Below are 25,879 nucleotides of genomic sequence, written 5' to 3'. Positions count from 1 at the left end.
TTTTTTGACCTCTTGGGTGCCGCTTACTTCTGTTTTGTCTGATGGGCACCATGGACCGCACAAGGCTTGATCCTGACGCAGCGTCAGGTCCTAGGGTGGGAAACATGGTGGAGACCGGCGGGCAGTTGTGGAGCATTGGCGACCTTGCGACGTTGTGCGGGGTCACTGTGCGGACCTTGCACCACTACGACCGGATCGGCCTGTTTCCCGCAACAGTGCGAACAGACTCGGGGCACCGGCGGTATTCGGAAGCGGATGTCCGCCGCCTCTACCGGATCAGGGCCCTGCGGTCGCTGGGCCTGTCTCTGGAGCAGGTCCGCGAGGTCCTGGCGGCGTCGCCGGACGACGCCGGAGCCGTGCGGCGGCTGCTCACCGGCCAGTTGTCGGCACTGCAGGACCAGGCGGAGCAGGCGCTGCGCCTCCAGCGGCAGATCCAGGCTCTGCTCGACAACATGGGCGGCGCAATGCCGGGCGTGGACCACTTCATATCCATTTTGCAGGGGATGACCATGTACGAGAAGTACTTCACGGAGGAACAGCGCACCGAGCTGGCACAACGCCGGGCCGAGCTCGGCCCGGCCGCCGTCGACGATGCCCGGACCACGCTTGCCAGTCTCGTCGAAGAAGGCCTGGGCCACATGTCGGCACATACGCCGGTGGATGACCCCGCGGTCCGGGACTTTGCGAGGCGGTGGGACGGGCTCGGTTCCCGGTTCCACAGCAGTGACGCGACCAAGGCTGCGGCGCGGAACATGTGGCAGGAAAACAGCCCGGAGCTGAGCGCCAGGCTGCCCTGGCCCGCGGACCGGCTCCAGGAACTGGTCACGTACCTTCAGCGGGTCCGGGACGCCGGCTAGTTCCTCGGGCGACAGTCGGCAATGCTTGAAAGGTGTCCCGTACTTCCTAGGCGCGGGGGTGGGCTGCCGAATCTTCGTGTTGCTTCACATACCGGTCCGGATCAACGTCCCGGCCATCGATGCCACCGGCATGTGCGGCCTCGAAGGCGCAGAACGCAAGCGCCAGGGTATGCCGGAGTTCCAAGCTTGCGTGGCGGCGAAAATCGGTCAGGCCTTCGCGCTCTTCCTCCCCCATGTGGTCACCGTTGACTTCATTGACCTTGGCCACCGCGCTCCACCACTCAGGCGATCCGGTTTCCTGGTGGCGGACTTCGGCGATGGCGTCACGGATCTCGTTGTGATCATGGATCGCGTCGGTGGTCTCATCCTCCGGGGAGTCCTTACCTCCGGCCCCCGTGCCGAGTGCAAGTAGCTCCGGATAGAAGAGCACCTCTTCGGCCTTGGCATGGACCTCCAGGAGGATACGCAGCCTCTCCCACACCGCGGCAAGGTCCGCGGCGGAAGCATCATTCATCTGCTCAAGTAGCGAAAACATGCGGCGCTGGTCGTGGTGGTCATTGAGAATGACTTCGGTGATGTCCATGGTTGTCCCTTCGGCGGTTTCGGGTACGCGGTCCCGGCGTTCCTCCCGGAGCGCCGCTGGAGCCGCGTTGTGGGCCGCAGTATTTCCGATGCTAGTGCACGATGCCTTCCGCTTGCGCGATACTTGGTCAGTGTGCTTAGTATTGATGATCCTGCCGGGGCCCCTCGGCGGGGAAGGCTTATCCAGGAGGACCACATGGGTTTGGGCGACAAGATCCAGAACACCGGCGACAAGCTGACAGGTAAAGCCAAAGAAGGCGCCGGCGAAGCAACCGACGACCACAGCCTCAAAGCAGAGGGCAAAGGCGACCAAAGCAAGGCCGACCTCAAGCAGGCAGGCGAGCACGTCAAGGATGCCTTCAAGTAACAGCTGAAGGTACCTTGGTCCTTCGAACGGCGCACCGGAAACGGTGTGCCGTTCCTTTTTGGGTGGCTGCCACCTCGTGTCGGCGGCACGGGTCGCTGAAACGTAGCCACGACAGGTGGGCCAGCCCGTGCCTCCAGCGCATGCCCGGGTTCTGTCGAAATCGACCTCCGGCTCCCCTTGGAAGCTGCCCGCGCCACAGCCGACAGTTTGACGTCGGATGAATCCCGCCGGCATTCCCGGAAACGTGCAGTGAACACTGTGTGAACGGACCCCTATATGGGCCTGGACCGTCACCGTTCCGTGATCTACTTTTGGGCGTGAACTAAACCCATCAGTAACTTCCTGTCCTTCGCCCCACCGGTCCTCCGGGACACACACCGCCGTCCTCTGCGCTTGCGTGGACTCAGGGGCAGTGCCCGGACACTGGGCGCCGTTGCTGCGCCTACGAGACCGGTCACGCGTAACTTTTCCCGCCCTGCGAACGATTACCCACGTGGTTGGCTGGTCAAGTCACCCCTGTTGGCACTGGAAGCCGGACCCGACGATGAAGGAATCCACGACATGAACTTTTCCAGACGTAGTTTCTTGGGTGCGGCAGGTACGGCTGCCGCCACCGCCTTAGCCACCGGCAGCACGCTGCGGGCGGCGGCGGCCGCCACCCCGGCACTCCCGGCCGCGGGCGCTTCCGGGATCGACCACATCATCGTCGTGATGATGGAGAACCGCTCCTTTGACCACTTCGTCGGCTGGATGCCCGGCGCCGACGGCCAGCAGGCCGGCCTGAGCTACACGGACCGCTACGGAATTCCGCACACCACCCACCACTTGGCGGACTTCCAGGGCTGCGGCCACCCGGACCCCGACCACTCCTACGAGGGCGGCCGGATCCAGTACAACAACGGCAAGAACAACGGCTGGCTCCGGGCCGGCGAAAATGACGAGTTCGCCGTCGGCTACTACGACGCCGCAGACCTCGATTTCTGGCGCCAGGCCGGCCCGGACTGGACCGTCTGCGACCGGTACTTCGCCGCCACGATGGCCGAAACCTACCCGAACAGGTTCTACCAGCACGCGGCCGCCACCGACCGGCTACACAACTCCACAGTGACGTCCACGCTCCCGACCATCTGGGACCGGCTGGCCGCCGCCGGAGTGTCCGGAAAGTACTACTACGGCGACATCCCCTTCACCGCGCTCTGGGGCACGAAGTACCAGGGCATCTCACACCACTACTCCGAGTTCCTCTCCGACGCCAGCGCAGGCAGCCTGCCGGCTGTGTCCTTCGTGGATCCCCGCTTCACGGACGAGGGCTCGGGAACCTCCGGTGATGACCACCCGCACGCGGACATCCGCTCCGGCGAGACTTTCCTCGCCGAGGTCTACAACGCGGTGACGACCGGCCCTGGCTGGGCCAACACGATGCTGGTCATCAACTACGACGAGTGGGGCGGGTTCTACGACCACGTCGCCCCGGGCACGGCCCCGGACACGAGCGCCGCGACGTCCCTGCGCGGCTTCCGCGTGCCGTCCGTGGTCATCTCACCCCGGGCCCGGCGCCGACACATTGCCCACGACGTCTACGACCACACGTCCGTGCTCAAGGCCATCGAATGGCGGTGGAACCTGCCGGCCCTCACACCCCGTGACGGCGCCGCCCGCAACATCGCCGAAGTCCTGGACTTCGCCGCGCCCGCCAATCTCGCAGCCCCCAAGTATCTGGTCCCGCCGTTCGTCGCCGGGCCGGCCTGCACCCCTGTGGGACCGCCCCCGGAAGAGGAATGGTCCGGACTGAAACAGAAAGCACTCGCCGACGGATGGAAACTCCCGTGAACCCCAACACCACAACGACCCCCGCGCCACCGCACCACCGCGCAGGCCGCCGCACATTGAGACGGCTGGCCTCCGCCGCGCTGGTCGTGCTCGCAGCCGCGGCGCTCAGCTACGGCCCCGAAGGCGCCACGGCCGGGACACCCGCCAACGCTGCCCCGGCCGCCACCACAGCGGGTAAAGGCTACCTGCCCGGTGCCAAGCATGTCTTCGTCATCAACCTCGAAAACAAGGGCTACGACGAGACGTGGGGTCCGGCGTCGGCCGCCCCGTACCTGTCCCGGACGCTCAGGGGCCAGGGGGTGCTGCTGAACCAGTACTTCGGCACGGCCCACAACTCCCAGCCCAACTACGTCGCCCAGATCTCCGGCCAGGGGCCCAATCCCCAGATGCAGGCCGACTGCCAGAACTACTCACCGTTCGTCGGAAGCGGCACGGCAAGTCCCGGCCAGGCCGTCGGCGACGGCTGCGTCTTCCCCGCCGCTGTCCCCACAGTCGCCGGCCAGCTGACCGGAGCCGGCAGGACGTGGAAGGGCTACATGGAAGACATGGGAACCCCCTGCCGGCATCCCGCCCCCGGCGCGGTGGATGACACGCAGAAAGCAAAGACCGGCGACCAGTACGCGGCCCGCCACAACCCCTTTGTCTACTTCGCCGGAATCACCGGCTCACCGGACTGCGCCAAGAACGACGTCGACCTCAGCGCCCTGAAAACGGACCTCGCGTCGACCGCCACGACCCCCAATCTGTCCATGATCACGCCCAACCTCTGCCACGACGGCCACGACTCCCCGTGCGTGGACGGACAGCCGGGCGGCCTCAAAAGCGCCGACGAGTGGCTCAAGCAGTGGGTGCCGGCCATCACCTCGTCCCCGGCGTTCAAACAGGACGGCGTCCTGGTGATCACGTTCGACGAATCGGACGGACCCCAGTCTGATGCGACCGCCTGCTGCGGCGAAGGGCCCGGACCCAACTCGCCGCAGCCCGGCATCACCGGTCCCGGCGGCGGCCGGGTCGGAGCCCTCGTCCTTTCCCCCTTCACCAAGGGCGGCACCTGGTCCACCACCCCGTACAACCACTACAGCCTGCTGGCCAGTATCGAGGACACCTTCGGGCTGCCCTACCTGGGCTACGCCGGGACGCCCGGTCTCAACCGGTTCGGACTCGACGTCTACAACGCCGGGGTCTAGGAAGACCAACTGCTCAAACGCAGACGCCAGGCTGGTGTCCAAAGCACGAGCCTGGCGTTTGCGTGGCGGCATTGTTTTATGCCCAGGGACAACGGGTCAGTGGATGAGGCCGGACACAAGGTTGATGGTCGTCGCCAGCACAATGGCTCCGAGCAGGTAGGACAGCAACGCCTGGCGCAGCACGGTGGTGCGGATGGCGTCCGTCTTGAGATCGGTGTCGGACACCTGGAAGGTCATCCCCACAGTGAAGGCCAGATAGGCGAAATCGAGGTAGCGCGGAAGCTTGTCCTCATTGAAGTCGACGCCGGTCTTGTCCCGGTAGTAGATGGAAGCGTACCGCAGCGTGTAGAGCGTGTGGACAAGCAGCCAGGACAGCGCCACGCTCCCCAGTGCCATGGCGATGATGGCGGCCTTCGTACCGCCCTGGGCATTGGAAGCATCCAGAAGGATCAAGGCCACACCGGCGAAGCTGGCCACTGTCGCGGTAAGAACCAGGACATCCGAGATGCCCCGGCCCGGGTCCTCACGCCGGGCGTGCGCCGCCGTCGCTTGGGCCTGCAGTCCACCAATGACCGCCCAAACCCAGACCAGGTAGGTCAACGACGCTGCCGCCCACCCCATCGCCGGCGCATACGCCCATGACTTCAGGGCACCCACGGCAACCCCTGCCGCCAGGCCGAGAACGACCATCACCAGGACCCGGAGTCGCGAATGATGGGCCCGGGTGTTGAAGTTCGGCGCATGGCGCCCGGCCTTGCTGTTTGTACTCATGTAGCAATCCTTCCAGCCCCGCGCCTGAACAAGTGGCGCTCAAGCCGCGCGTGTTGCTTTCTAAAGACGCCAGGTGCTGTGACTTGGGTGGCAGCACGGGCCGCGGTAGCGTGGTCCGTGTAGGCCGTGGCCCAGCCGCGGCTCCTGCGATTTCAAAGGAGCGAGCCATCAACAGGTCACACCGGTACTCGAAGAACGAGCCAGACACCGACGTCGAACTGAACCCTTTGTTCAGCCGGCCCGGGGAATCCACGACGTTCCCGCGGTTTGAGCTTCCAGCTAAGGAGGCCCTGCCCTCGACGGCGTACCAGGTTGTCCATGACGAAGCCATGCTCGACGGCAATGCCCGCCTGAACCTGGCCACGTTCGTCGGCACCTGGATGGAGCCGGAGGCCGCGAAGCTCTACACCGAGACCTTCGACAAGAACATGATCGACAAGGACGAGTACCCCCAGACCGCCTTGATCGAGACCCGTTGCTGGCGCATGCTCGCTGGCTTGTGGAACGCCCCGGACCCGGCCAACAGCGTCGGCACGTCCACGATCGGCTCCTCCGAAGCCTGCATGCTCGGCGGCCTTGCGATGAAACGGAAGTGGCAGCACGCCCGGCGTGCTGCCGGCCAGCCAACGGACAGGCCAAACCTGGTGCTCAGTTCCGCGGTCCAGGTCTGCTGGGAGAAGTTCTGCAACTATTGGGACGTGGAGCCGCGCTACGTCCCGGTCTCCGCGGGCCACCCGGTGCTGGACGGCCATGAACTGGACAAATTCGTGGACGAGAACACCATAGGCGTCGTCGCCATCATGGGTGTGACGTACACGGGGCGGTACGAAGCCATCGACAAGATCTCGGCGGCCCTGGACGACATCCAGGTACGCCGCGGACTGGACATTGCGATCCATGTCGACGGCGCCTCCGGGGCCATGATCGCGCCCTTCCTCCAGCCGGACACGGTCTGGGACTTCCGGCTCCCCCGGGTCGTGTCCATCAACACCTCCGGCCACAAATACGGCTTGGTGTATCCGGGACTGGGCTGGATCGTGTGGAAGGACAAAGAATCACTTCCCGATGACCTCATCTTCCACGTCAGCTACCTCGGGGGCGACATGCCGACGTTTGCGCTGAACTTTTCCCGCCCGGGCGCACAGGTGCTGCTGCAGTACTACCTCTTCCTGAGGCTCGGCTTCGAAGGCTACAAATCGGTCCAGTCCGCTTGCCGGGACGTCGCCGTGTTCCTCTCCCGGGAAATCGGAAAGATGGACGCCTTCACGCTCTGGAGCGACGGATCGGACATCCCCGTCTTCGCCTGGCAGCTCACCGAGGGCCACACCAGGAACTGGAACCTGCACCACCTCTCGGAACGCCTGCGAATGGGCGGCTGGATTGTTCCCTCCTACCCGCTGCCCGACGGGCTCAGCGACGTCACAGTTCAAAGGGTGGTTGTACGGAACGGATTCACCCGCGACCTCGCAGCCAGTTTCCTGACTGACCTGAAGAAGGAAGTCACCTATCTGAACGGGCTGGACGCGCCATTCCCCTCAGAAGGGCACACGCCGGCGTTCCACCACTGACGAGGTCACCGGTGCCGCTGGATCACTGCTGTTATTGCGCGTGGTATTGCGCGCCGGATCGGGCAAGGGCTTTGGTCTCGCGCCTGAGGACCTTGCGGACCAGGTGGAGCCGTTCTCCCAGGGAGAGGTCAGGCAGGTAGGCCCGCGTGAGCGCATTCGCAATGCCTGGAAGGGCCGCCGAATCCGGATACGCCATATACAGCGGGGCGTACTGGGGGCGGAACTTCCCTTTGAATGCCAGAAGCGAACGGAACCCATAGACGGGCTCCAGGGCGGATCCGAGCCGGTCAAGCAGGCGCTCAAGAAGGCCTACCTCTTCCGGGCCGGCATCAACTAGCTGGAGTTGGCTGGCCCCCGGGGCACGGGCCAGGGGTGCGCCGGAGAGGCTGATGAAATCGAACCCCTCGTCTTTGAGGCTGATTGCCGCGGAAGCTATGAGGAACTCGATCCCGGCGCGGAATCCCGAGCTCCGGCTGCGCATGAAGTCCAGGGTCCAGCCCATGATGCGTCCGCCGCGATAGACCGGAAGCCATGACGTGACGGCGTGGACGTGGTGCCGGACGTCGACGGCGAGCAGGCAGCGGACTTCGGGGTCGTTGAGCTCTTCGAGTCCTCCAAGGGTGAAACCCATCTCGGGCATCTTCTTGTCGGACACCCATTCCTCGGAGATGGCCTGGACTTGCGCCTGGACGGCGAGCGTAGCCGTGGGGTACCGGACCCATTCTGCGGTGATACCGGCCCTCGCGGCATTATTCATGGCGGTACGGATGTCCTGGAATTGTTTGCCCCTGAACGATAGGGATTCCAAAGGCAGAATGGTCTCCTGGGCGACCTGCACGGAGTCCCAGCCGAGGGCGGCTGCCGCTTCCCGGACATCAGCGGGCACGGAGTACAAGCACGGAGTCCATCCATTGGACCTGCAGTACCGGGCGAATTCCTCCACCGTTTCTCGCGTCCCGGTCGTTCGCCCGACCGGCGCGCCGAGAGTCAGGGCGATTCCGGCGATGACGCGGTAGGCGACAAAGCTGTCACCGGTGCTGGAAAACCAGTACACGTTTCCGGGCCACGTCGTCATCCACGAGATGGAACTGCCCTCCCCTGCGGTGAGGATCTCCCAGGCCCTGTCTTTGTCTGCGCCGTGCCGCGGGTGGGCCGGACGCAGGAACGTCTTGAGGCCCAACACGCCGGTAACGGCCCAGAAGACGATTCCAACGCCTTCGTAGAGCAGAACCGTCGGTGTTGTCTCGGGAAAAAACGCGGGCGGCATGTCCACTGTGAACCCCAGGGGGAGGAGCCTGTCCGGAACGTCTGCCACGAGGTCTGCGAGCGTCGGGTCGGGACTGAACCCTGGAGCCAGGGCCAAGCCGCCCACCACATAGACCAGGCCGAGGCCGCCTGCCAGGCCCAGGACGCGGGTCGCAAGCCGTCTGTACGTCCCTCGGGGTGCAGCGACCGGGAACATCGTCTGGCACGCCAGCAGTACCACGAAAAGCACCACCGGCAGGAGAAGCGGGACCACCAGTGTCAGCGGATGGGTCCGGCCGCCGACCTGGCTCGCGTCGACCAACTCCCCCGCGACCGTGTTGGGGCCGGCCGCCTGCAGGACCCCCACCATCGTCACGAGCGCCAGCACCGACAAGCCTGCCTGGACGACCATCGCACCCAGCCAGGCTGCCCGCCGCCCGCGGCGCAGGCCCTCAGCCAACAGCAACAGAAGAAACGACGGCACAATCGCCATGAAGATGGCCCCGGCCCCGGCCCTCAGCTGCAGGTGCATGGCCTCGCACTCCCGGTGCTGGGCCGGGATTGCACATGCGCTCTGCAGGGTCTGCGGATCGACGGGCTGGATATCGGTGAAAAGCAAACGCAGGACAGAGAGGGGACCTACAGCGTGCTGGGTCAGGCCCGCAACCACCGGTCCAACGGCGGATACGGCCACCAGCAGGGCTATCAGCACACGCCCTTCGTGCCTGGAGCTGACCGGTCGCAGGAGCCGGGGCGCCCGGCCAAGGAGTACGGGGCCCAGAAGGGCTCCGGCGCTGCCGGCCCCGAGACGGACAAGGTCCGTGAAGCCTCCGCTGTAGAGTGCCAACAGGATGAGCAACCCGAAAATGCCGAGACGGATGCGGCGCCGCCAGAGGGGTCCCATGGAAGCCGTGGCAGCCATGACCGCTCCATAGACCAGGGCGCTCGGTCCAAGGAAGTAGGTTCCGTTCATTTCCAGCGCCCAGGTCCCCATCAGGCCCCGGGTTGCCTCCAAAAACCCGGTGGCGGCCAGGACGCCAACGATCTGCGCCGTCACCGCCGAGGCCGCCAGTTTCAGGCTTCCGATCTGCCGTTCCAGGGGGATGCCGGCCAGCAGCACGAGACCCGTTCCCAGGACGTAGCCGGCCAGGTCCCGGGACCAGAGAGCGGATGCGAGCACCGTCCACCAGTGGGCCGGCAACGAGTAGGCCGTCGCTGCGACATCCTCCCGCCACCCCGGTCCGGGACCCGAGACGATGCTGGACGACGCGATGCCCACGCCCCAGACGACAGCGACATACCCCAAGGTGACGGGAGCGCCCCGGAGGGCCGACAGAAACCCCCGCGGCGACCCGCGGTGTTGCGTCGGCTGGGCCCCTTGGACGGGTGTCGACACTGGCGCGGGCACTGGCACTCCTTTCAGGGTGTCGGGACACTCGAGCCTGCCCCGTCCTGTAAATACCATTTGACCACCTCGGTCAGCGCGGCAACAGGGCCCGCCGGACAGACGCTCACGGATACCGCGGCCACGCCCGCAACAGTGACTGGCACCCATCAAACTCCCAGCGTTTCCCAGTGGACGAGGTGCTATAACAGCCTGAGACGCGCTCCCCAACCGACGCCGGCCAGATAGCGCCCGAGCGCGCTGGCAGGTAAGAGCACGCGCTTGATGGACGGGACCTATGGAGCAGCTTCTCAGCCTCAACGTCATGGACAATCCGCTGCTTTACGCCTTCTACAGTCTTTCGGCGCTCGCTGGCATCTATCTGCTGGTCCGGTCCGTGTTCGTCCCCCGCTGGATGCTCCGTTCGATGCGCGGCCACAGGCGGGCCGGTGCTGCGGGCCGCGGGCCAAGCCACCGGGTGGCCAGGAAACAGCTGGGGCGCCGGGGGTGGCTGCTCGTGGCGTCTGCGGGGCTCGCCGGCGGGACCGCGGCAGGAGCCGTCACGTTGTTCGTCTGCGAAGTCGTACTGAACGTCTTCGGCATACCCCTGGACCCGGACACCCGCGCCTGGGTCATCTTTGCCTTCGCCGGGATCGGGCTTGCGGCCGTGAACTTGTGGCGCTCCCGCTGGTGGCGGAAAGCGGCCGCCGTCGTCGCCGTCGTGATTTTCGTTTCGACGGCGGCCCTGGGCATCAACGCCGGGTACGGGCTGAACCCGACGCTCGGTGCCATGCTGGGCCTGAACCAGACCCCGCACCTTGCCCTCCCCCGGCTCAACCCGCAAGCCCCGCAGGAAAGCGGGGCTCCGTTGTGGCAGAGCTGGAAGGCCCCGGCGGGGATGCCGGCCACGGGTGTCAGCGGTGCCGTTTCGATTCCGGCCTCCGTCTCAGGCTTCCACGCCCGGGACGCCTACCTGTATCTGCCGCCTGCCGCCTTGGTGGCGGATCCGCCGCCGCTGCCGATTGTCATCATGATGATGGGCCAGCCGGGAGGACCCGAACAGAACAAATCCGCCGTCCAGGAGCTCAACGCCCTCGCCCAGCGCAATCACGGGCTGGCTCCGCTCTTCCTCACGATCGACCAGCTGGGCAACCCCTACCAGAATCCGGTCTGCGTTGATTCCGAAAAAGGTAAGGTGTACACGTACGTCACCGCCGACGTCGTCAATTTCATCCGCAAGAACCTCAACGTGGCGGCGGACCGGGTCCAATGGGCGGTGGCGGGCTACTCCAACGGCGGAGAATGCGCGCTCTCGTTCGGGGCCAAGCGGCCGGAGCTCTTCGGCTCCCTGCTGGACATCTCCGGCGAGCTCGAACCGATCGACGGCTCCCCGGAGAACACCGTAAAGACCATATTCGGCGGCAGCCAGGCCGCGTTTACTGCAGAGAAACCGGCCACCATCCTCAAAGCCCGCACGTACACCGACTCACTCGCCATCTTCACCAGCGGCGCCCTTGACCCGACCTACGGGCCGCAAGCCGCCGCGGCCGAGGCGGCTGCGAAGGCAGCGGGCATGACGACCCGCCGGTTCGTCGGGGAAGGAATCGGCCACCGCGGGGACTCTGTCGACTACGGCCTCAAGGAGGGGCTGCCGCTGCTATACCAGAGGTTCGGGCTGGCCCCGCCCTGACCGCGGAAGCCCGGGGGCGGGATGCTGACGCGGGGGATCAGGACCTGGCGTTGAAGACGTCCGACCCGAAACTGTTCAGGCCCGGCGCCCCGGCGTATCCGAGGCGGGGCAGGGAGAAGATGTCCTCGATGCTGGCGAGCAGGCTGAAGTGGTTATAGGGCTTGTCCGAAATCGAGCCGCCCTTGGTGAAGGGCGAGAGCACCAAGGCCCCGATCTTTCCCCCTGCTGTGCCGCCCGGCAAAAGTCCGGCGGGTCCGGTGGTGTTACCTTCCGATTCGTCGAACGTGATGACAAGCATGCCGTCTTGTCTGTACGCCGGGGAGTCCAGGATGGCGGGGACCTGCTGGCTGAGCCAGCTGTCGGAGGCGGCCAGTCCGCCCTGGCTGCCGTCCACGCACGGGCTGTCGTGCCCGTCATTGCACAAATTGGGGCTGATGTAGGAGAAGTTGGGCGTCGTGTCGATGGACTTCAGGTCACCGGACAGGTTCCCGAAGTCGACAACGTTGCTCTGGCAGTCCGGGGACGAGGTGATGGACTCAAAATACACGAACGGGTTGTGGCGGGTGGCGTATTGATCGCCCACGTTGGCGCCCTGATGGTCGTCCTTGGCGCCAAGTTCGGGATGCTGGCAGGGAGTCTGCATGTCCTCCATGTAGCCCTTCCAGGTCTTCCCGGCCGCGCCGAGCTGGCCTGCAAGGGTGGGGACCGAGGCCGGATACACACAGCCGGTCCCCTGCACCTGGCCGAGCGAGGCAGTCCCGGTCTGTTTGAACGGGGCATACGTCGGGCAGTCGTTCCGCGTCATCTCGTTCGATGCCTGGCCGGAAATCTGGGCCAGGTAATTCGGGTTCGAATTGTGGGCAATGCCGTAGTACTCGGACAGCAGGACCCCTTGACCGCGCAGGGTCTTGGACAGGTACTGCGCTTCCGAGCCCGCACCCCAGACCTTGTCGTAGCCCTTGTTCTCGAGGTTGATCACGAAAACATGGCCCGGTTTCCCTGCCGCCAGGCCCGTTCCCGGGGGCTGGATCCCGCCGGAGGCGCCCGCACTCGACGACGGCCCGCCGGAGGCCCCCCCACTCGGCGACGGGCCGCCATTCGGCGGAGCAGGTGTGCAGGCCACCGCCGATACTGAGAGTGCCGCGGCAAAAATCAGCCACGTGGCCCGCCGCGTGGCATTGCGTCCAAGAGTTTTCGCGACATTCCGGCTCATCGATTCCGGCTTTCTCTTTGACCGATCGAAGGGGCTCTGCGGCCCCGGTAGCAGAAGCCTTTCAGAAACGGATCAAGGAAGACCCCGAAGTCCCTGCGTAATCCCTGTGAAGCGGCCGTCGCATTACAATCCTCACAGTCACCTCAGGAACGACGGGTGCCCCTCAGGGCCGACGCGTCGGCCGTCCGCTCAGGCCTTGCGTTGGGCGACGGCCCCGGCGAGCGACGCCAGGCCCTTCTCGAAGTCCGCGCCGACCATCTTGTCCATGTTCATGAACAGGGCGAAGACCTTGCCGATGCCCTTGTTCTCGCCGGTCATGGTCCAGGTCACCTGTGTTCCGCTGCCGGAAGGCGCAAACGTGAAGAAGGTGGGATTGACCGTCTTGAAGGGCTTCGTGAATTCCAGGCGGATCCTGACGGTGCTCGGCTCGGTGGATTCGACGATCTCCATGGTGCCGGAGCCAGCTTTGCGGTTGCCGCTCCAGGCGTACTTGGCGCCGATCCCGGTGTCGCTGCCGGAGTAGCTGCGGTCCATCGTGGGGTCCACGGACTCCCACGGGGACCACTTGGTCCACTCGTGGAAGTTGTTGACCAGCGGGAAGATGTCTTTGGCCGGGGCCGGGATGACTGCGGTGCGGGTGACTTCGTAAGTAGACATGGGGCAATCCTAGGGTGTGGCCGGTCCGGCTGGATACGGGACCGGCCACAGCAGCACTTCCAGCCTCCCTCACATCGGTGGCGAGCTTACATCTCGCCGAGCTCGAAGATCTCCAGGGTGAATTTTCCGTTGCCGTCGGACAGGAACGGGTGGCCATCGGCCAGGGCTATAGCCGCAGGGAGATTTTCGGCTTCCACGATGGAGTAGCCGTTCAGGTCCGAGACTTCGGTTGCCGCTCCGTCGTCCACCACCGCGGTGCGGGACGGTGCGAACGGTGCACCGACGTCGAGCAGGGCAGTGCCGATTTTCTCCATCCAGGCGCCCCAGGCGGCCATTTGCGCCGCCGATTGCTCCTCGGTGAACTGGTCCATCGGAGTGGCCGGACCTTTGTAGAGATACATGAACTTGCTCATGGCATGTCCTTTCATCAGGGTGTTCGCTGTTCGTACGGCCGTGAGTGGATGCCACGGCCGCCCCTGCCTGCGCGAATCAGACCGGGCAGGGATTCCTTTCGGCGGCCCGCCGGCGTTCAGTCCGCCTCGAGTATCTGTTTCAGCTTCGCGAGGTCTTTCCGCATGGCGCGTTTCATCATCGGGGCCATCAGCAGGCTGACGACGACGGAGAATCCCGCCGGTTTGCCGGTGTTGCGCAGAGCCATGCGGGTTGACGAGCCGTCCGTGTCAGCCCATGTGTACGTGGTCTGCATCGGGAAAGGGCCCTGCGCTGTCCGCATCACCAGCTTCGCGCCCGGATCCAGCTCGGTGAACTCGTAGACGTAGTCCAGGTCACGGCCCAGGAAGTGCGCACGGAAAGCCAGCCGGGAGCCGACAGCCAGGGGTGGCGTCGATTCCCAGCGGACCGCCCTGATGTTGGTGTACCACTTGGGGGCGTTGTCCGGGTTCGCGGCATAGCCCGCTACGACCCCGCGCGGCCGGCCAATGACAATCTCGGTCGTTACGTCAACCATCCCGGTTTCCTTCCTGCCGCGATCCCGTCGGCATCAGATGCCGGCGACCTCGCGGCCGGTGAACGCGATGAGCCGCTCCATGCTGGCCGCCGACTCATCAACAAGGGTCTCGTCGGCGAAGCTGGTGCCGCGCATCTGGGGGCTGATGGTGTTCCGGGCAAGGCCCAGCACGTAGTCGGAGAGCACGGCCGAGACCGTAAGTTCCTGGCCCGTGGCTTTCGCGAAGTCCCACGCATGGACCAGCAGTTCCAAGTTCAGAATGTTCGCGACCAAAGTGGCCGGAAGTTCGGCGAAACCCATGTCGAGGCTTCCTGCCAGGCCGCGGGCACGGAATGCTTCCAGCGTGACCTGGGAGGCGTCGGCAATCCGGACCTCCGGCGACACCGTCGGCTGGTCACGGACCACGACGCCGAGCGCCTTGCCGATCGAAGCAATTGATCCAAAAAGATGATCCAGAAGACCGGCAACCGTGAAGTCCTCGCAGGGAGTGCCGGCGTTCAGGTCCCTTTCCTGCAGTCCCCGCAGAACCCGCTGCGCCACGGCGAGGGCCGCTTCAGCGCTGGCGAGCTCGTCGATGGGGTCCGGGGCAGCCGACCACTCGTCGGGTCCGGCGTCGCCGCTCGCGGCCAGCAGGACGAGCCGTTCCAGGAAGTGGTTCCATCCCTCGGCATGGCTGGCTTCCTGTTCCGCGGTCAGCCCTTCGTGGATCAGCTGGACCGTCGTCCCGCCTTCGACCGCTTCCAGCTGCACCGTCACGGTGGACGCCCCCGGAGGCAGTTCGCCGTCACCTTCCCAGCCCCACGTGTAGACAACGCGTTTTCCGGGCTCGATTTCCGTAAAGGTGCCCATGGCCACGTGGCCGGGGGTGATGGTCCACCGGTAGTCCCCACCCACGCGCAGGTCCACCCTGGCAGCGACCGCCTTCCATCGGCGGAGCCTCTCCGGCTCAGTGATGAGCGCGAACGCGGCATCCGGATCAACCGGCAGGAAGACAGTTTTGTTGAATGACATCAGATTTTCCCTTGCGATGTTTGTAGGCGGTGCCGGCCGGCGTCGGCCACCAGCTGGTCCAGTTCGTTTGTCCAGAAAGAGTCAAATTGTTCGCGCAACCGGCTCATGCCGGCAGCGTCCAGACGGTAATACCTGTTCCTGCCGTCCTTCCTCGCTGAAACGAGGCCGACGTCGGATAGCAGCAGCAGATGCTGCGAGATGGCCGAGCGGCTGACCGGAAAATGCTCCGACAACTCCGTCACAGTCTTCTCCCCCGCGGCCAGGAGGCGAAGCAGTGCACGCCTGTTTGGCTCCGTGGCAACTTCCAGAAGATCGGGCACAGTCAATACGTTAGTGGTCACTAACGTATTTCGCAAGATGCCGGCGCCGTATTCGGTCTACGCCGGCACCGTGCGAGGGAAGTGGATCCGGGCAGCGCCACCGGGCATCCGGATGGTCCTGGACTATCAACGCCCCTGGCTGAAGTCTGACCTGACGGCCGGTGCGGCCCTCAGCGCCACCCTCATTCCTGCCGGCATGGCCTACGCGGAAGCTGCAGGCCTGCCCGCCGTCACGGGACTGTATGCTTCGGTCGTTCCACTTCTCGCCTACGCCGTCTTCGGGCCGTCCCGCGTCCTGGTCGTGGGACCGGACTCAACCCTGGCGCCCATGATTGCTGCCACCGTGCTGCCCCTGGCGGGCAAGGACAGCGGACATGCGGTGGCACTTGCCGGCGCCTTGTCCCTGCTGATCGGGGTCATCCTGCTGGCCGGCCGGGTTTTCCGGCTGGGGTTTGTGACCGGCCTCCTGTCCAAACCCATCCGCGTCGGCTACCTCAACGGCATCGCCCTTGCAGTCATCCTCAGCCAGATACCCAAATTCCTCGGGATCCCTTCCCGCGGGGGTTCACTGGTCGACAACGCCGCCGGCTCGGTCCGCGCCCTGCTGCAGGGCACCGTCAATCCGCTGGCGTTGTTGTTCGGGGCCGGGACGGCGGCCATCATCGTTGCCGTACGTTTCCTGCCGGGGAAGCCGCCGGGCGTGCTGATCGCCGTGGTGGCCTCTGCACTTCTTGCCGCGGCACTGGGCCTGGAGACGGCGCTTCCCACCGTGGGCGCGGGGGGCCCTCGGAGTGGCCAATGCCGCCTGCGGACTGTTCGGCGGGTTCGCTGTCTCGGGCAGCACCTCCCGTACCCCGATCGCGCTCGCGGCCGGCGCGCGCAGCCCCCTCAGCGGCGTGGTTGCAGCCGCCCTCGACGTACTCTTCATGCTCGCCGCCCCCGGCGTGACGTCCTACCTGCCCTCCAGCACCCTGGCCGCCGTCGTCATCGTTGCGGCGGCCTCGATCGTGGATGTGCAGACGCTGCGGCGGCTGCTCAGGATGAGCCGGACGGAGGCGGCACTGCTGGTTGCCACGTTTCTCGGCGTCGCATTCGTCGGCGTCCTCGACGGCATCGTGGTGGAGATCGGCCTGTCGCTCATCGCCTTTGTCCGGCGGGCCTGGGACCCGTACCGCACCGAACTCGCCAGCGTCGGGGACGTGCCCGGCTACCACGATCTGAACCGGCACCCCAAGGCCTGCGGATTCCCGGCCTGGTGATCGCGCGCTTCGATGCCCCGCTCTTCTTTGCGAACGGAGCCGTTTTTGCCGAGCACATCAGGACCCTCGTGGCGAACGCCCCCGGACCGGTCCGGTGGGTGATCGTTGCCTCCGAGGCCATCACTGACCTCGATACCTCCGCGTCGGATGACCTTGTGGAGCTCGACGACGAGCTCCACAAGCTGGGCATCAGCCTTGTCTTCGCCGAGATGAAGGGTCCCATTAAGGACCGGCTGATCCGCTTCGGCGTCAGCGGCAGGTTCGGGCCCGATCACTTCTTCCCCACGGTCACCAACGCGGTCCGGAGCTACAAGAAGGAATTCGGGCTCCCGTAGCCCGCTTGGCTGGGGTGTACGTCAGCCCAGCAACGGGATGACCTCAGCCCGGCCGTCCCGGCCGACGACGACCAGCACGCGTTCGCCGGTCACACCCTCCAAGGCCGCAGCCAATGTCCCGTCGCCGGCCGAAGCCGCGGCGCCCTCGTCGGAGCGCCGCCAGACCGTGACGCCGGCCCCGGTGGCGTCGCCGATCTCCCTGACCATGTTCGCGGGATCCGAACCCGTGACGAGAACGACATGCCCGACCGTCCGACGCCGGGCCGGGTCGGCCGCCGCCAGGTCCGCCCTGTCCCGCCGCCACACCGCAAAGTGGTACCCGGAGACCAGCCCCGTGGCCACGAGCAGCCCCAGCGGTGCGCGCACCCTGTCCACGAGGCTTCCGCCGGTCACATCGCCCAGGAAGAATTCGAACACCCGGTACCCGATGACCAGCAGTGCGATCACCGCGACGACGGCGCTCAGTCCGAACACCACAATCAGGTAAACGCGCCGGGCGTTCAGCCCGGGCCCGGACACCCGGGGTCGCTCCCCCGGCTTCCACGCGAACCACCAGACAGGGCCGCCGACCACAAGCGAACTGATTCCGCCCAGCAGCAACGTGCGCGTCCCGGATCCGGCGAGGGGTGCCGCGGCCAGGGCAAGGGCGGCGTTCACGATCACGCCGATCCCCGAGCCGGCTGCGGCGAGGGCGACGCCGGAGGTCACCAGATTGCCGCCCTGACGGGTGGAGTCGGAGCGCCCGCGTGCCATGGTGCGGTGGTAGACCCAGACGAGGGTGCCGATGGCGGCTGCGGCCACGGCCGGCCCCAGGGGTTCCAGCAGGACGTCGATCGTGTCTGTGCGGTCGAACAAGAGCCGCAGCACAACGAATAGCCCGACCCCGGCGCCACCGAGGGCCAGGATGCCCGCGCCCAGGACCCCGACGGTGATGAGCGTGACGTCGGCGAACCCGCCACGCAGCCGCTGGCCGCCGTCGTGCCTCCAGTGCCACCACCACAGCAGGGCGCCGCCGGCGGCCCAGACGAGGGACTGCAACGCGGACACCCACCATGGCTTGCCCACCGACGCGGCCGCCGTGGCTCCGCGCAGGGCCGCGTCAAGGAGCGTCGACAGGGCCGACACGGCGCCGCCGGTGCCGATGACCAGCCCCAGTGCGGAGCCGAGCACGGTTGGGACGTCGGCCAGGTCCGTCGGACTTTTCCGTGCGTGCCGCCACATCCACCGGTGCCAGAACCACACAGCAGCCCACACCACCCCGGTGGCAAGGGACAACCGCCATTGCAGCCGCTGCCTGCCGACCACGGAGGACAGTGTGTCCAGCAGGTTGCTGGCGGCCATGATCAGGGAAAGCACATAGGCGCCGGCCAGGTACAGGCCCCAGCCCACTGAGGACCGCTCCGCCTCCTCACCGAGCCGCCGCCACACCAACCACCACAGAATGGCGGCGAGGGGGCCGCCGATCAAGGCGAACGCCAGGGAGCGCGCCAGGCCGGCGACATCGTCCGAGGCCAGCGCGCTGCCGGCGGTCAGCAGGCGTCCCAGCAACCCGCCGAGGCCGACGGCGGCGACTATGACCAGCGCGAACAGCAGCACGTACATGATCAGGCGGCGCACCGTGCGCTGCGCCGCCCCGACCGCCGGCGCGCTCACTGCTTGACCCCCGGATTCGAACAGACAGTGAGCTGCCACGGCGCGTTGTCGATCAGCCACGCCTCCCCCGTCCGGACGAGGTCGAAGACATCCTCGACCTGGTACTCGGCGCTCCCGAACGGCCCGCCGCCCTCGGAAACGGTAATGAGCACCCTCACGTCCGCCGAATCCGTCCGCTCCGTGGTCGATACCAGGGTGACGCGCAGATTCTCGGCAACGGGCCGCTGCCCGCTGGCGCACTTGTTCCGCGCGGCGTCGCTGAGGAAGGTGGCCGCGGTTCCCTCGTCACCGTCGATGACGGCGGCGGAGTAACGCTGCACGACGCCGGCGGGAGTGGCCGCGTCCATCGGCGCCGGTCCGCCCCGGGTGAACACGACAGCCAGGGCGACAATCACCAGTACTGCGATCGCGGCCAGGATGGCCAGAAGCATCCGGTCCGGCCTGGCCGGACGCCGCGACGCGGTCAACTCCGGCTCCGGGCTCATGCCGCCAGTATGGGCGGGGAGCCGGCCCGCCGTCACGGTCTTTCGGCCCCTTTCTAGGTTCCGTCGACGCAGCCCCGTGCAGCCACTACGCTCAGCAAATGGGAATCATGCGGAAAGTCCTCGCCGCCGTCATGCTGCTGGCGATGGGCCTGCTCGGCGGAGCCCAGGCCGCGCTCGCTGTCACGCCGGTCGACGTCGTGGTGAAGGACACGGCGGGGGTGCTGGACCTGAACAAGCTCCTGCCGGCGGTGCAGTCCATCGATTTCTACCAACCCACCAAGGTCGCGGTCTACACGTACAACGGCACGGCGGCGGACAACCTGAACGAGGAGGTCCTCCGCTTCGCCCGCGCCGAGCACCCCGAGTGGATCAGCGCCGACGGACAGAAGTGGGCGGACGGACTCTTCATCTTCGCCCTGGATCCGGTGGGCCGGCATGTCGGGACGTATATGGGTGAGGACCGAAAAGTCTCCCTGGAGCAGCGTGACGACATCCAGAACGCCGCCAAGGGCCTGCTGCGCGACGCCCAGTGGACGGATGGGACCATTGCCGGAATCCGCCGCGGCGCCGAACTCATCAACCAGCCCTGGTACCGGTCCACAGCCTTCCTTGTCACGGCCTGGACCACAGTGTCAGCGGCAGTCGCGGGTGCGGCCGCCTGGCTGATCGTCCGCTGGCGGACCAGGGTGTCCAGCCGCCGGGAACTGGCCCGCGGCGATGCCAGCTACGCGAGCGTCGGAATGGACCTGGAGGTCACCGAGCTCAACGCCAACACCATCCCCGCGTCCTCGCGCTACGGCAGCACGGTCCTGGAGAAGCACCGCACCTTCCTGTCCCGGTACAACACCGCCACCGGGCTTTCCAACCAGGTGCACGCCCTGACGGGCAGGGACCTGAGCCGGCGGCCGAACCTGAAACTGGTCCGGACATACGCCGGCGCAGCTGCGGAGCTGGACGCGCTGGATGACGTCATTTCGGACACGAACGCACTGCTCAGCCGGGGGTCGGCTTGGGCTAACGCGTGGGATCGCCAGCTGGCCCCCTTCCGCGCCGATCTGGCCGCACTCGAGCAGATGCTCACCAAACGCCACGGTGAGGGTGATTCAGCGACTGCTGCGGCGCTCCGGTCCTTCCGCGGGCAAAGCCAGCGCGAGATGGAACGGTGGACAGCGGAACTCGCAGACGGGACGATCAGCCCTGAGACAGCGCTGGACAGGCTGCGGGATGCCCGCACGCACCTTTCAGAGCTGCTGAAGAACCACGCCGATACGGTGATTGCTGCCTTCGCCCGGACCGAGAAGGAAGCGGAGCTCATGCGCAAGGACATGGAGAGCGCGCAGGCGGGCACGAAGGCCAAATACGGCCGCACCTACGAGCCCAGCATCCTCGGCACCGTCTACCCGTCCTACTATTTCTTCTCCGTCCCTACCTTCAACTCCGGCTTCAACACAGGCGTCAGCAGCGTCAGCAGCGCCCGCGGCGGAAGCGGCGGCACAACGGGCTACGGCTCCAGCGGCGGAAGCTTCTCCGGGTCCGGGAGTTCGTCGAGCTTCTAGTGTCAGCTCGTCCCGCTCCGTTCGACAACGAAGTCCCCGCCGGGAAACAGGATGGTCTCGTGGCCGTCGTCGAACCGGACATGGTACGGCGGCGCGCCGTCCTCACCTCTGACTTCCAGGATCTGGCCGTGCCTGTCGGCGGACTCCACCGTGTGGCCACGGATGATGATGCGGTCCCCTGGGGCTGCTTTCATGGCATTCACCTCCTTTCTACAGCGTACGATTGTCCGCCCTTTGGGGGAACGGGCCCGAGCTGCCGGCCGAACGGCCGGACTGCCTCGGGCGGTCAGAAGGCGGTCAGAACAGGGCGGCCGTCACTGTCCGGGTCAGCTGCTGGATGATGCGGGAACGGGCGTCCATGTCGGTCAGGTTCGCGCCCCGGGTGTAGACCACAAAAACGTAGGCCCGGCCGTCCCGGACGAGGATGCTCGCGTCGTGCAGGTAGCCGTCGAGGAGGCCGTACTTATGGAAGACGTCGACGCCGGGGGGCACTGCTGCCGGAATCAGCAGTTCGTAGTTGGTGTCCTGCATGTAGGAAAGCAGTTCGGCGGTGTGCTCGGCGCTGAGGAGCTGGCCCGTATACAGGAGAGACAGTGTCCGCGCCATTTCCGCGGGGGTCAGGAGGTTCACCGTGCGGTCGTAGTCGATCCCGATCGAGGCCGCATAGTCGCTTATTTGTTCCTGGCCCACGGCGTCGAGGATCAGCGACCAGGAATCGTTGTTGCTTTGCTGGACCATTTCCCTGATCTGCTCGCCGGCGGTCGAGACTCCCAGCGGCTCAGCCAAGGAGGCCAGGCCCCTTTCCGCAAGGTTGTAATAGGCCGCCGCCGCAAGGATCTTGGCCGTGCTCGCGGCCACAAACTTGTCCTTCACGCCGTATTCATGGACCGAGCCGTCGGAAACGTCGATCAGGGCCACTCCCACCGCGTACGCCCTGTTGGCCTGGATGATGGCATCGATCCGCTGGTCCAGCCCGGGGCCGATGGACGCAGCCCCGGCGGCCGGCGCAGCGTCCCGGGCCGCGGCGGGCACTGCGGTAACGGGCTCCGCAGAGGGGGGCGCTGCCACGGGGGCCGGCGCGGCGGGGGCGCCGGGGGGATCGGCGGGGTGAGCCGCCGGCGCGGCGATGAGGGCGGCATCGTGCGGCGCTGCGCCCGCTGGCGCTTGTGCGGCTCCCGGGCTGAGGGCCGGCGGCAGGGACTGCTGTCCTGCGGCGGACCCGCCAGCCGGCCGGGGTGCCGCCAGGGGCGCCGCGCCGGTTGGGCCGGAGGAGGCGGGGCCGGTTGGGCGGGCGGTGGCCGGGCCGGCCAGCGAATGCGCCGGCACGTCCGCGTGGACAGTCGCGTAGGCGTTGCCGGCCGAGGCCAGGGCGAGGGCGACCGCGGCCGCGGTCAGGAAACGTGGGCTGACATTGCGAAGACGCCATGCACGAGGCCATGGCCAGGATATGCCATCGGTGACCCGCCTATGCCGGCCCGTTCCGGAGCGGCGGGCCGGGGGCTCATTCATCCGGGCCTCCCGCCGGGTTTCGTACAGCATTTTTCGCCGGCATGCTCGTCCTCCGAAGGCGACTGACCGCGTTGGGCATCAAAAGTTCCTGCAGTTTGCATCCCGGAGGAACACCGCGCAAGCCTTGGAGCTTGGGAAAACCTGTGGTCAGTCGGCGAGTTCCCGGCGTCGGAAGCCCAGCTCCCGCTGTGCACCGCGCAGCGGCGACCCGCTAAAGGGCAGATCCTCCAGCCGGATGGCGCCTGCCGCGGCAAGGGCGGTCTTGTTGGCCGACACGGCGGCCGGCTGCGGCAGGCCAAGGGCATCGGCAAACGCAGCCCAGTCCCTGGCCCTGAGGTTCCGGGTCTTGCCGGAGAGGGGCAGCGCCAGGGTCTCGTCGCCGTACAGGAGCGTACATGGAACGTCGAAGACAGGGGCTACGACGAATCCGCGCCTGCTGCCGAGAACCGCGACATTTTTGGCGTGCAGGTCCCCGTTCCCGGTCAGCCAGGCAAAGACGAACTGGAGGTAGAGGTTGCGGCTGGCAACGACCGGCGCCGTGCATATCCGTGCCAGCGCTGTGGCCACGTCCTCGGAGGCGACGCCGTACTTTGAGGCCGGCGGCAGGCCCAGGACCTGGGTTCCGTCTTCCAGGGGAAGCCGGATCCACTGGCCGGCCGGATCTTTGACGCGGTCGAACCGCTCCACGAGAAGCCCCGGCAGTCCGTTCCTGTCGGCGATGACCGAACTCCGGGCGACAGGGATCTTGAGGGCCTTCGCCGCACGAAGGTGGGCGGCTTCGTTTTCCACCAGGTGGGGATGCTCCGGCGGGTCGAGCTTCAGCAGGTAGCGGTGGCCCCGCAGGGCCAGCGGCGTCGTCAGCATGGAGGCACTTGTCTTGCGCTGGACCCCCGGCAGCCCGTGGAGGTCAACAGCGTTGGCCAGGAGGGAGAAGTCGAGGTCCTCGGGACGTGACGCGTCGGCCAGGCTGGGCGGTTCCACTGGGGACTCCCCGGCCGGAACCACCTGCACGTCCCCGGGCACGTCAGCGCCCACGGCCAGGAGGAGCGTCAGTTCGTCGTCAAAACTGGTTTTGGTCGCGTTCTTCAGGACCGTGAGCCGGTGCCCTTCAGGTAAAAGCCCCGCGAAGAACGCCGGCAGGGCCCCGGCGGGGGTCTCCACCGCCCCCTCGGACAATGGCAGAGAGACCGCCACCGCCGGGTGGCCGGCCGCGAGGTACGCAGGCAGATAGGAGTACCGCACTCCCCCGTATTCCGCCCGGTTAAGGTGCCCGGCAAGGGTGCCGTTTTTGTAGACGTCCGCGGCCCTGACGAACTTCAGATCCTGCAGCTCCGCCAGCATCAGCGCACCACGAGTTGCAGGCCAAGGACATTGGCGACGGCCGCGACGGCCCGCAGCGAAGGATTCCCCGTCCCGGTCTCTATCGCCCGGACGGTCCGGACGGACGTCCCGGCCAGATGCGCCAGGTCATCCTGCGTGAGCCCGGCGTCCCTGCGGGCGCTGCGGATGCCTGCTGCAATGGTCATCTCGTTCTGCAATGAATCCCCCGTCGTCGTGATGTGCCGCCTGTTATCGGCGCGCAGTGTCTCCCGGAGCCTGCTCCTGTTATCCGGCAGGATGCTGCCGGTCCAGCCACTCGCGTCCACCCATCGTGCCGCACAGACGCCAATTCGGCAAGATACTGCCGAAACCGGGGCCTGAGGACGGCGATCTCCCCAGTGACGCATCAACCGGCAGCATTTTGCCGGGGCGTACGCTGGCGACGTCAGCCCGGAACGGCGCCGTCCCGCTACGCAACGCAGGAGCCGGGCGTAGGAGCTCCCGGCACTTCTTAAGCGTTTCTTAAGGGGCCCAAGGCAGAGTTGTACAGGACGCGTGACCGCGCGCCGCTGCCCCGAGCCGGAGGATTCCATGACTGGACCCGCCCCTGTAGACCGCATTGCACCCCACCACGTTGACGACGAACGCCCCGCTGCCGGACTGCGGTTTTGGGCCCTGCCCCAAGCCCGGCACTGGCTGCTGCTGGGCGCCCTGCTGTGCGCGGCAGTGATCGCCCTGGGCCTGGCGGTGCAGCTGGTGCCCGGCGATGCCACGGCCGAGCTGGGCGTGGACCAGGACCTCAGCAAGCACCACGCCGCCGCGCTGACCGCCGTCGCGATGGCAATTAATCTCGTGTTTGGCCCGGTGGCCGGTGTCATGCTGATCGGCGTCGCCGCCCTCTACATCTGGCTGGTCCGCCGTGACCTGGTCAAGGCCGTAGCCTTCGGACTCGTGGCATGCTCCGGCTGGGTGGCCAGCGAAGTCTTCAAGCTCATCATCGCCCGCCAACGGCCCAACCCGGCGCTACTCTTCGACCCGCTCTCGCCCGAGACGGGGTCCAACAGCTTCCCCAGCGGCCACGTCTCCTTCGCCGTCGCACTGGCTTTCGCCCTCTATTTCCTGGCCCGCGGAACCCGCTGGTCCAAGGTCATCGCCGTCGCGGGTGCCGCCATGGCGGTCATCGTGGCCTGGTCACGGCTGTATGTCGGGGTCCACTACCCCACCGACGTGGCGGCCTCATTCCTTGCCGCGAGCGCAGCGGTGGTACTGCTCGCCGGGCTGTGGAACCGCTTCGCTCCCCGGATCGCGGACCGTCTGCCGGCCGCCGCGTTCCTCCGATCAAGCCGACGCTAGGGAAGTGGCCATGCACAGCATCTATGCTTCGGGACTGGTTCCGGCCCTGACGGCCGCAGCCGGATCCCCCTCGCTGCTTGACCCGGCCAGCCTGCTCGCGGGGCTCGGGCCCGCAGCGCTCGGCGTCATCGCCGCGATGGTGTTCATCGAATCCGGGGTGCTGTTCCCGTTCCTGCCCGGCGACTCCTTGCTTTTCACGGCGGGCCTCCTGCATCAGCAGCTGCAATTGACGCTGCCCGTCCTGATCGGCGTCGTCACCGCAGCGGCCGTGGCCGGCGACCAGGTCGGCTACTGGCTGGGGCGCACCTTTGGCCGGCGATGGTTCAAAGATGATGCCAAGGTCCTGAAGACCGCCCACTTGACCACAACGGAGGAATTCTTCCGCCGCCACGGCGGCGCCGCCGTCGTCCTGGCCCGTTTCGTGCCCATGGTCCGGACGTTTGCGCCCCTGACCGCCGGCATCGGCCGCTACGGGTACAAAGCTTTTACGCTCTGGAATATTGTCGGCGCCCTGGCGTGGGCCGTGTCCGTGATCCTGCTGGGCACCTGGCTGGGACACTACGAGATCATCGCCAAGAACATTGACGTCATCGCCGTGGCCATGGTCCTTGTCTCAGTCCTGCCCTGGGCCATCCAGCTCCTCAGGCGCCGCCGCAGCAACCGCCGCGCCACCGCTGGAACCACTCCGGATAGTGCGGATGGAAACGCGCACGACACGGCCGAGGGCGTGCTGGCCGGGGAAATGGCCACGGAAGAATAG

The 25,879-nt window shown here is 66.7% G+C and carries 26 protein-coding genes and 1 pseudogene; 12 read left to right on the top strand and 15 right to left on the bottom strand.

The features are described 5' to 3' along the window. The first annotated feature begins 104 nt into the window (after window positions 1-104). The gene (locus tag AC1DCZ_RS14215) at window positions 105-857 is read left to right on the top strand and encodes a MerR family transcriptional regulator (protein WP_476975169.1); all 753 of its coding nucleotides are present in this window, start codon (window positions 105-107) and stop codon (window positions 855-857) included. Window positions 858-903: 46 nt separating this feature from the next. Here AC1DCZ_RS14215 and AC1DCZ_RS14210 read toward each other — a convergent pair whose 3' ends face one another. Further along, window positions 904-1,440, bottom strand: a complete 537-nt coding sequence (locus tag AC1DCZ_RS14210; protein ID WP_476975168.1) for a hemerythrin domain-containing protein — start codon at window positions 1,438-1,440, stop codon at window positions 904-906. A gap of 195 nt (window positions 1,441-1,635) precedes the next feature. Here AC1DCZ_RS14210 and AC1DCZ_RS14205 point away from each other — a divergent pair, with 195 nt between their 5' ends. The 3 genes from AC1DCZ_RS14205 (at window position 1,636) to AC1DCZ_RS14195 (ending at window position 4,823) form a co-directional block, all read left to right on the top strand. Beyond that, complete coding sequence (locus AC1DCZ_RS14205; RefSeq protein ID WP_476975167.1) at window positions 1,636-1,806, top strand: CsbD family protein; 171 nt, start codon at window positions 1,636-1,638, stop codon at window positions 1,804-1,806. Between the two features lie 561 nt (window positions 1,807-2,367). After that, window positions 2,368-3,636 (top strand): alkaline phosphatase family protein, encoded by a 1,269-nt coding sequence (locus tag AC1DCZ_RS14200; RefSeq protein WP_476975166.1) that lies wholly within the window; start codon window positions 2,368-2,370, stop codon window positions 3,634-3,636. Next, a complete protein-coding gene (locus AC1DCZ_RS14195) occupies window positions 3,633-4,823 on the top strand; it encodes an alkaline phosphatase family protein (protein ID WP_476975165.1) in 1,191 nt (396 codons plus the stop codon). Before AC1DCZ_RS14200 ends, AC1DCZ_RS14195 begins: the two co-directional genes overlap by 4 nt. Window positions 4,824-4,919: 96 nt before the next feature. On the opposite strand, the gene AC1DCZ_RS14190 is transcribed toward AC1DCZ_RS14195, so the two are convergent. Further along, on the bottom strand, window positions 4,920-5,594 hold the full coding sequence (locus AC1DCZ_RS14190) for a DUF1345 domain-containing protein (protein ID WP_476975164.1): 675 nt from the start codon (window positions 5,592-5,594) through the stop codon (window positions 4,920-4,922). A gap of 167 nt (window positions 5,595-5,761) precedes the next feature. On the opposite strand from AC1DCZ_RS14190, the gene gad reads away from it, so the two are divergent. Further along, on the top strand, window positions 5,762-7,162 hold the full coding sequence (gad, locus tag AC1DCZ_RS14185; protein ID WP_476975209.1) for a glutamate decarboxylase: 1,401 nt from the start codon (window positions 5,762-5,764) through the stop codon (window positions 7,160-7,162). A gap of 31 nt (window positions 7,163-7,193) precedes the next feature. Here gad and AC1DCZ_RS14180 read toward each other — a convergent pair whose 3' ends face one another. Continuing rightward, window positions 7,194-9,713 (bottom strand): bifunctional lysylphosphatidylglycerol flippase/synthetase MprF, encoded by a 2,520-nt coding sequence (locus AC1DCZ_RS14180; protein WP_476975163.1) that lies wholly within the window; start codon window positions 9,711-9,713, stop codon window positions 7,194-7,196. 376 nt (window positions 9,714-10,089) lie between these two features. On the opposite strand from AC1DCZ_RS14180, the gene AC1DCZ_RS14175 reads away from it, so the two are divergent. After that, window positions 10,090-11,481, top strand: coding sequence for an alpha/beta hydrolase (locus AC1DCZ_RS14175; RefSeq protein WP_476975162.1), 1,392 nt, complete (start codon window positions 10,090-10,092; stop codon window positions 11,479-11,481). Between the two features lie 37 nt (window positions 11,482-11,518). Here the strand turns inward: AC1DCZ_RS14175 and AC1DCZ_RS14170 are convergent, their stop codons facing one another. The 6 genes from AC1DCZ_RS14170 to AC1DCZ_RS14145 form a co-directional block, all read right to left on the bottom strand. Next, the gene (locus AC1DCZ_RS14170; protein WP_476975161.1) at window positions 11,519-12,460 is read right to left on the bottom strand and encodes an alkaline phosphatase family protein; all 942 of its coding nucleotides are present in this window, start codon (window positions 12,458-12,460) and stop codon (window positions 11,519-11,521) included. A gap of 423 nt (window positions 12,461-12,883) precedes the next feature. After that, window positions 12,884-13,351, bottom strand: coding sequence for an SRPBCC family protein (locus tag AC1DCZ_RS14165; protein WP_476896448.1), 468 nt, complete (start codon window positions 13,349-13,351; stop codon window positions 12,884-12,886). A gap of 86 nt (window positions 13,352-13,437) precedes the next feature. Continuing rightward, entirely contained in the window at window positions 13,438-13,764 is a 327-nt protein-coding gene (locus AC1DCZ_RS14160; RefSeq protein ID WP_476975160.1) for a YciI family protein, read from the bottom strand. A 116-nt stretch (window positions 13,765-13,880) separates the two neighbouring features. After that, window positions 13,881-14,318: an SRPBCC family protein gene (locus AC1DCZ_RS14155; RefSeq protein WP_476975159.1), complete on the bottom strand. Its 438-nt coding sequence runs from the start codon at window positions 14,316-14,318 to the stop codon at window positions 13,881-13,883. Window positions 14,319-14,351: 33 nt separating this feature from the next. Then, entirely contained in the window at window positions 14,352-15,329 is a 978-nt protein-coding gene (locus AC1DCZ_RS14150) for a TIGR03086 family metal-binding protein (protein WP_476975158.1), read from the bottom strand. After that, a complete protein-coding gene (locus tag AC1DCZ_RS14145) occupies window positions 15,329-15,649 on the bottom strand; it encodes an ArsR/SmtB family transcription factor (protein ID WP_476975208.1) in 321 nt (106 codons plus the stop codon). Before AC1DCZ_RS14145 ends, AC1DCZ_RS14150 begins: the two co-directional genes overlap by 1 nt. 37 nt (window positions 15,650-15,686) lie before the next feature. On the opposite strand from AC1DCZ_RS14145, the pseudogene AC1DCZ_RS14140 reads away from it, so the two are divergent. The 3 genes and pseudogenes from AC1DCZ_RS14140 to AC1DCZ_RS14130 all read left to right on the top strand — a co-directional run. Next, window positions 15,687-16,382 (top strand): annotated as a pseudogene (locus tag AC1DCZ_RS14140) (SulP family inorganic anion transporter); the annotation flags it as partial. Between the two features lie 58 nt (window positions 16,383-16,440). Next, window positions 16,441-16,908, top strand: a complete 468-nt coding sequence (locus tag AC1DCZ_RS14135; RefSeq protein ID WP_476975157.1) for a SulP family inorganic anion transporter — start codon at window positions 16,441-16,443, stop codon at window positions 16,906-16,908. Then, window positions 16,905-17,243 (top strand): sodium-independent anion transporter, encoded by a 339-nt coding sequence (locus tag AC1DCZ_RS14130; protein WP_476975207.1) that lies wholly within the window; start codon window positions 16,905-16,907, stop codon window positions 17,241-17,243. Before AC1DCZ_RS14135 ends, AC1DCZ_RS14130 begins: the two co-directional genes overlap by 4 nt. 21 nt (window positions 17,244-17,264) lie before the next feature. Here AC1DCZ_RS14130 and AC1DCZ_RS14125 read toward each other — a convergent pair whose 3' ends face one another. Further along, window positions 17,265-18,896: a DUF5671 domain-containing protein gene (locus tag AC1DCZ_RS14125; protein WP_476975156.1), complete on the bottom strand. Its 1,632-nt coding sequence runs from the start codon at window positions 18,894-18,896 to the stop codon at window positions 17,265-17,267. Beyond that, window positions 18,893-19,381 (bottom strand): LpqB family beta-propeller domain-containing protein, encoded by a 489-nt coding sequence (locus AC1DCZ_RS14120; protein WP_476975155.1) that lies wholly within the window; start codon window positions 19,379-19,381, stop codon window positions 18,893-18,895. Before AC1DCZ_RS14120 ends, AC1DCZ_RS14125 begins: the two co-directional genes overlap by 4 nt. 98 nt (window positions 19,382-19,479) lie before the next feature. Between AC1DCZ_RS14120 and AC1DCZ_RS14115 the strand changes: the two genes are divergently transcribed. After that, window positions 19,480-20,937: a DUF5129 domain-containing protein gene (locus tag AC1DCZ_RS14115; protein WP_476975154.1), complete on the top strand. Its 1,458-nt coding sequence runs from the start codon at window positions 19,480-19,482 to the stop codon at window positions 20,935-20,937. A gap of 2 nt (window positions 20,938-20,939) precedes the next feature. Here AC1DCZ_RS14115 and AC1DCZ_RS14110 read toward each other — a convergent pair whose 3' ends face one another. From AC1DCZ_RS14110 to AC1DCZ_RS14095, 4 genes are all read right to left on the bottom strand, one after another. After that, on the bottom strand, window positions 20,940-21,131 hold the full coding sequence (locus tag AC1DCZ_RS14110; protein ID WP_476975153.1) for a DUF1918 domain-containing protein: 192 nt from the start codon (window positions 21,129-21,131) through the stop codon (window positions 20,940-20,942). A 103-nt stretch (window positions 21,132-21,234) separates the two neighbouring features. Further along, window positions 21,235-22,446 (bottom strand): serine hydrolase, encoded by a 1,212-nt coding sequence (locus tag AC1DCZ_RS14105; RefSeq protein ID WP_476975152.1) that lies wholly within the window; start codon window positions 22,444-22,446, stop codon window positions 21,235-21,237. 147 nt (window positions 22,447-22,593) lie between these two features. Continuing rightward, window positions 22,594-23,787, bottom strand: coding sequence for a type II toxin-antitoxin system HipA family toxin (locus AC1DCZ_RS14100; RefSeq protein ID WP_476975151.1), 1,194 nt, complete (start codon window positions 23,785-23,787; stop codon window positions 22,594-22,596). Beyond that, window positions 23,787-23,972 carry a helix-turn-helix transcriptional regulator gene (locus AC1DCZ_RS14095; protein ID WP_476975150.1) on the bottom strand — a complete coding sequence of 62 codons (186 nt, stop codon included), beginning with the start codon at window positions 23,970-23,972 and terminating at the stop codon, window positions 23,787-23,789. Before AC1DCZ_RS14095 ends, AC1DCZ_RS14100 begins: the two co-directional genes overlap by 1 nt. 385 nt (window positions 23,973-24,357) lie before the next feature. Here AC1DCZ_RS14095 and AC1DCZ_RS14090 point away from each other — a divergent pair, with 385 nt between their 5' ends. Then, on the top strand, window positions 24,358-25,119 hold the full coding sequence (locus AC1DCZ_RS14090; protein WP_476975149.1) for a phosphatase PAP2 family protein: 762 nt from the start codon (window positions 24,358-24,360) through the stop codon (window positions 25,117-25,119). 10 nt (window positions 25,120-25,129) lie between these two features. Then, window positions 25,130-25,879 (top strand): VTT domain-containing protein, encoded by a 750-nt coding sequence (locus AC1DCZ_RS14085; RefSeq protein ID WP_476975148.1) that lies wholly within the window; start codon window positions 25,130-25,132, stop codon window positions 25,877-25,879.

Source organism: Arthrobacter sp. 10N418 (assembly GCF_056394725.1).
This window is presented reverse-complemented; position numbering and strand designations above follow the sequence as displayed.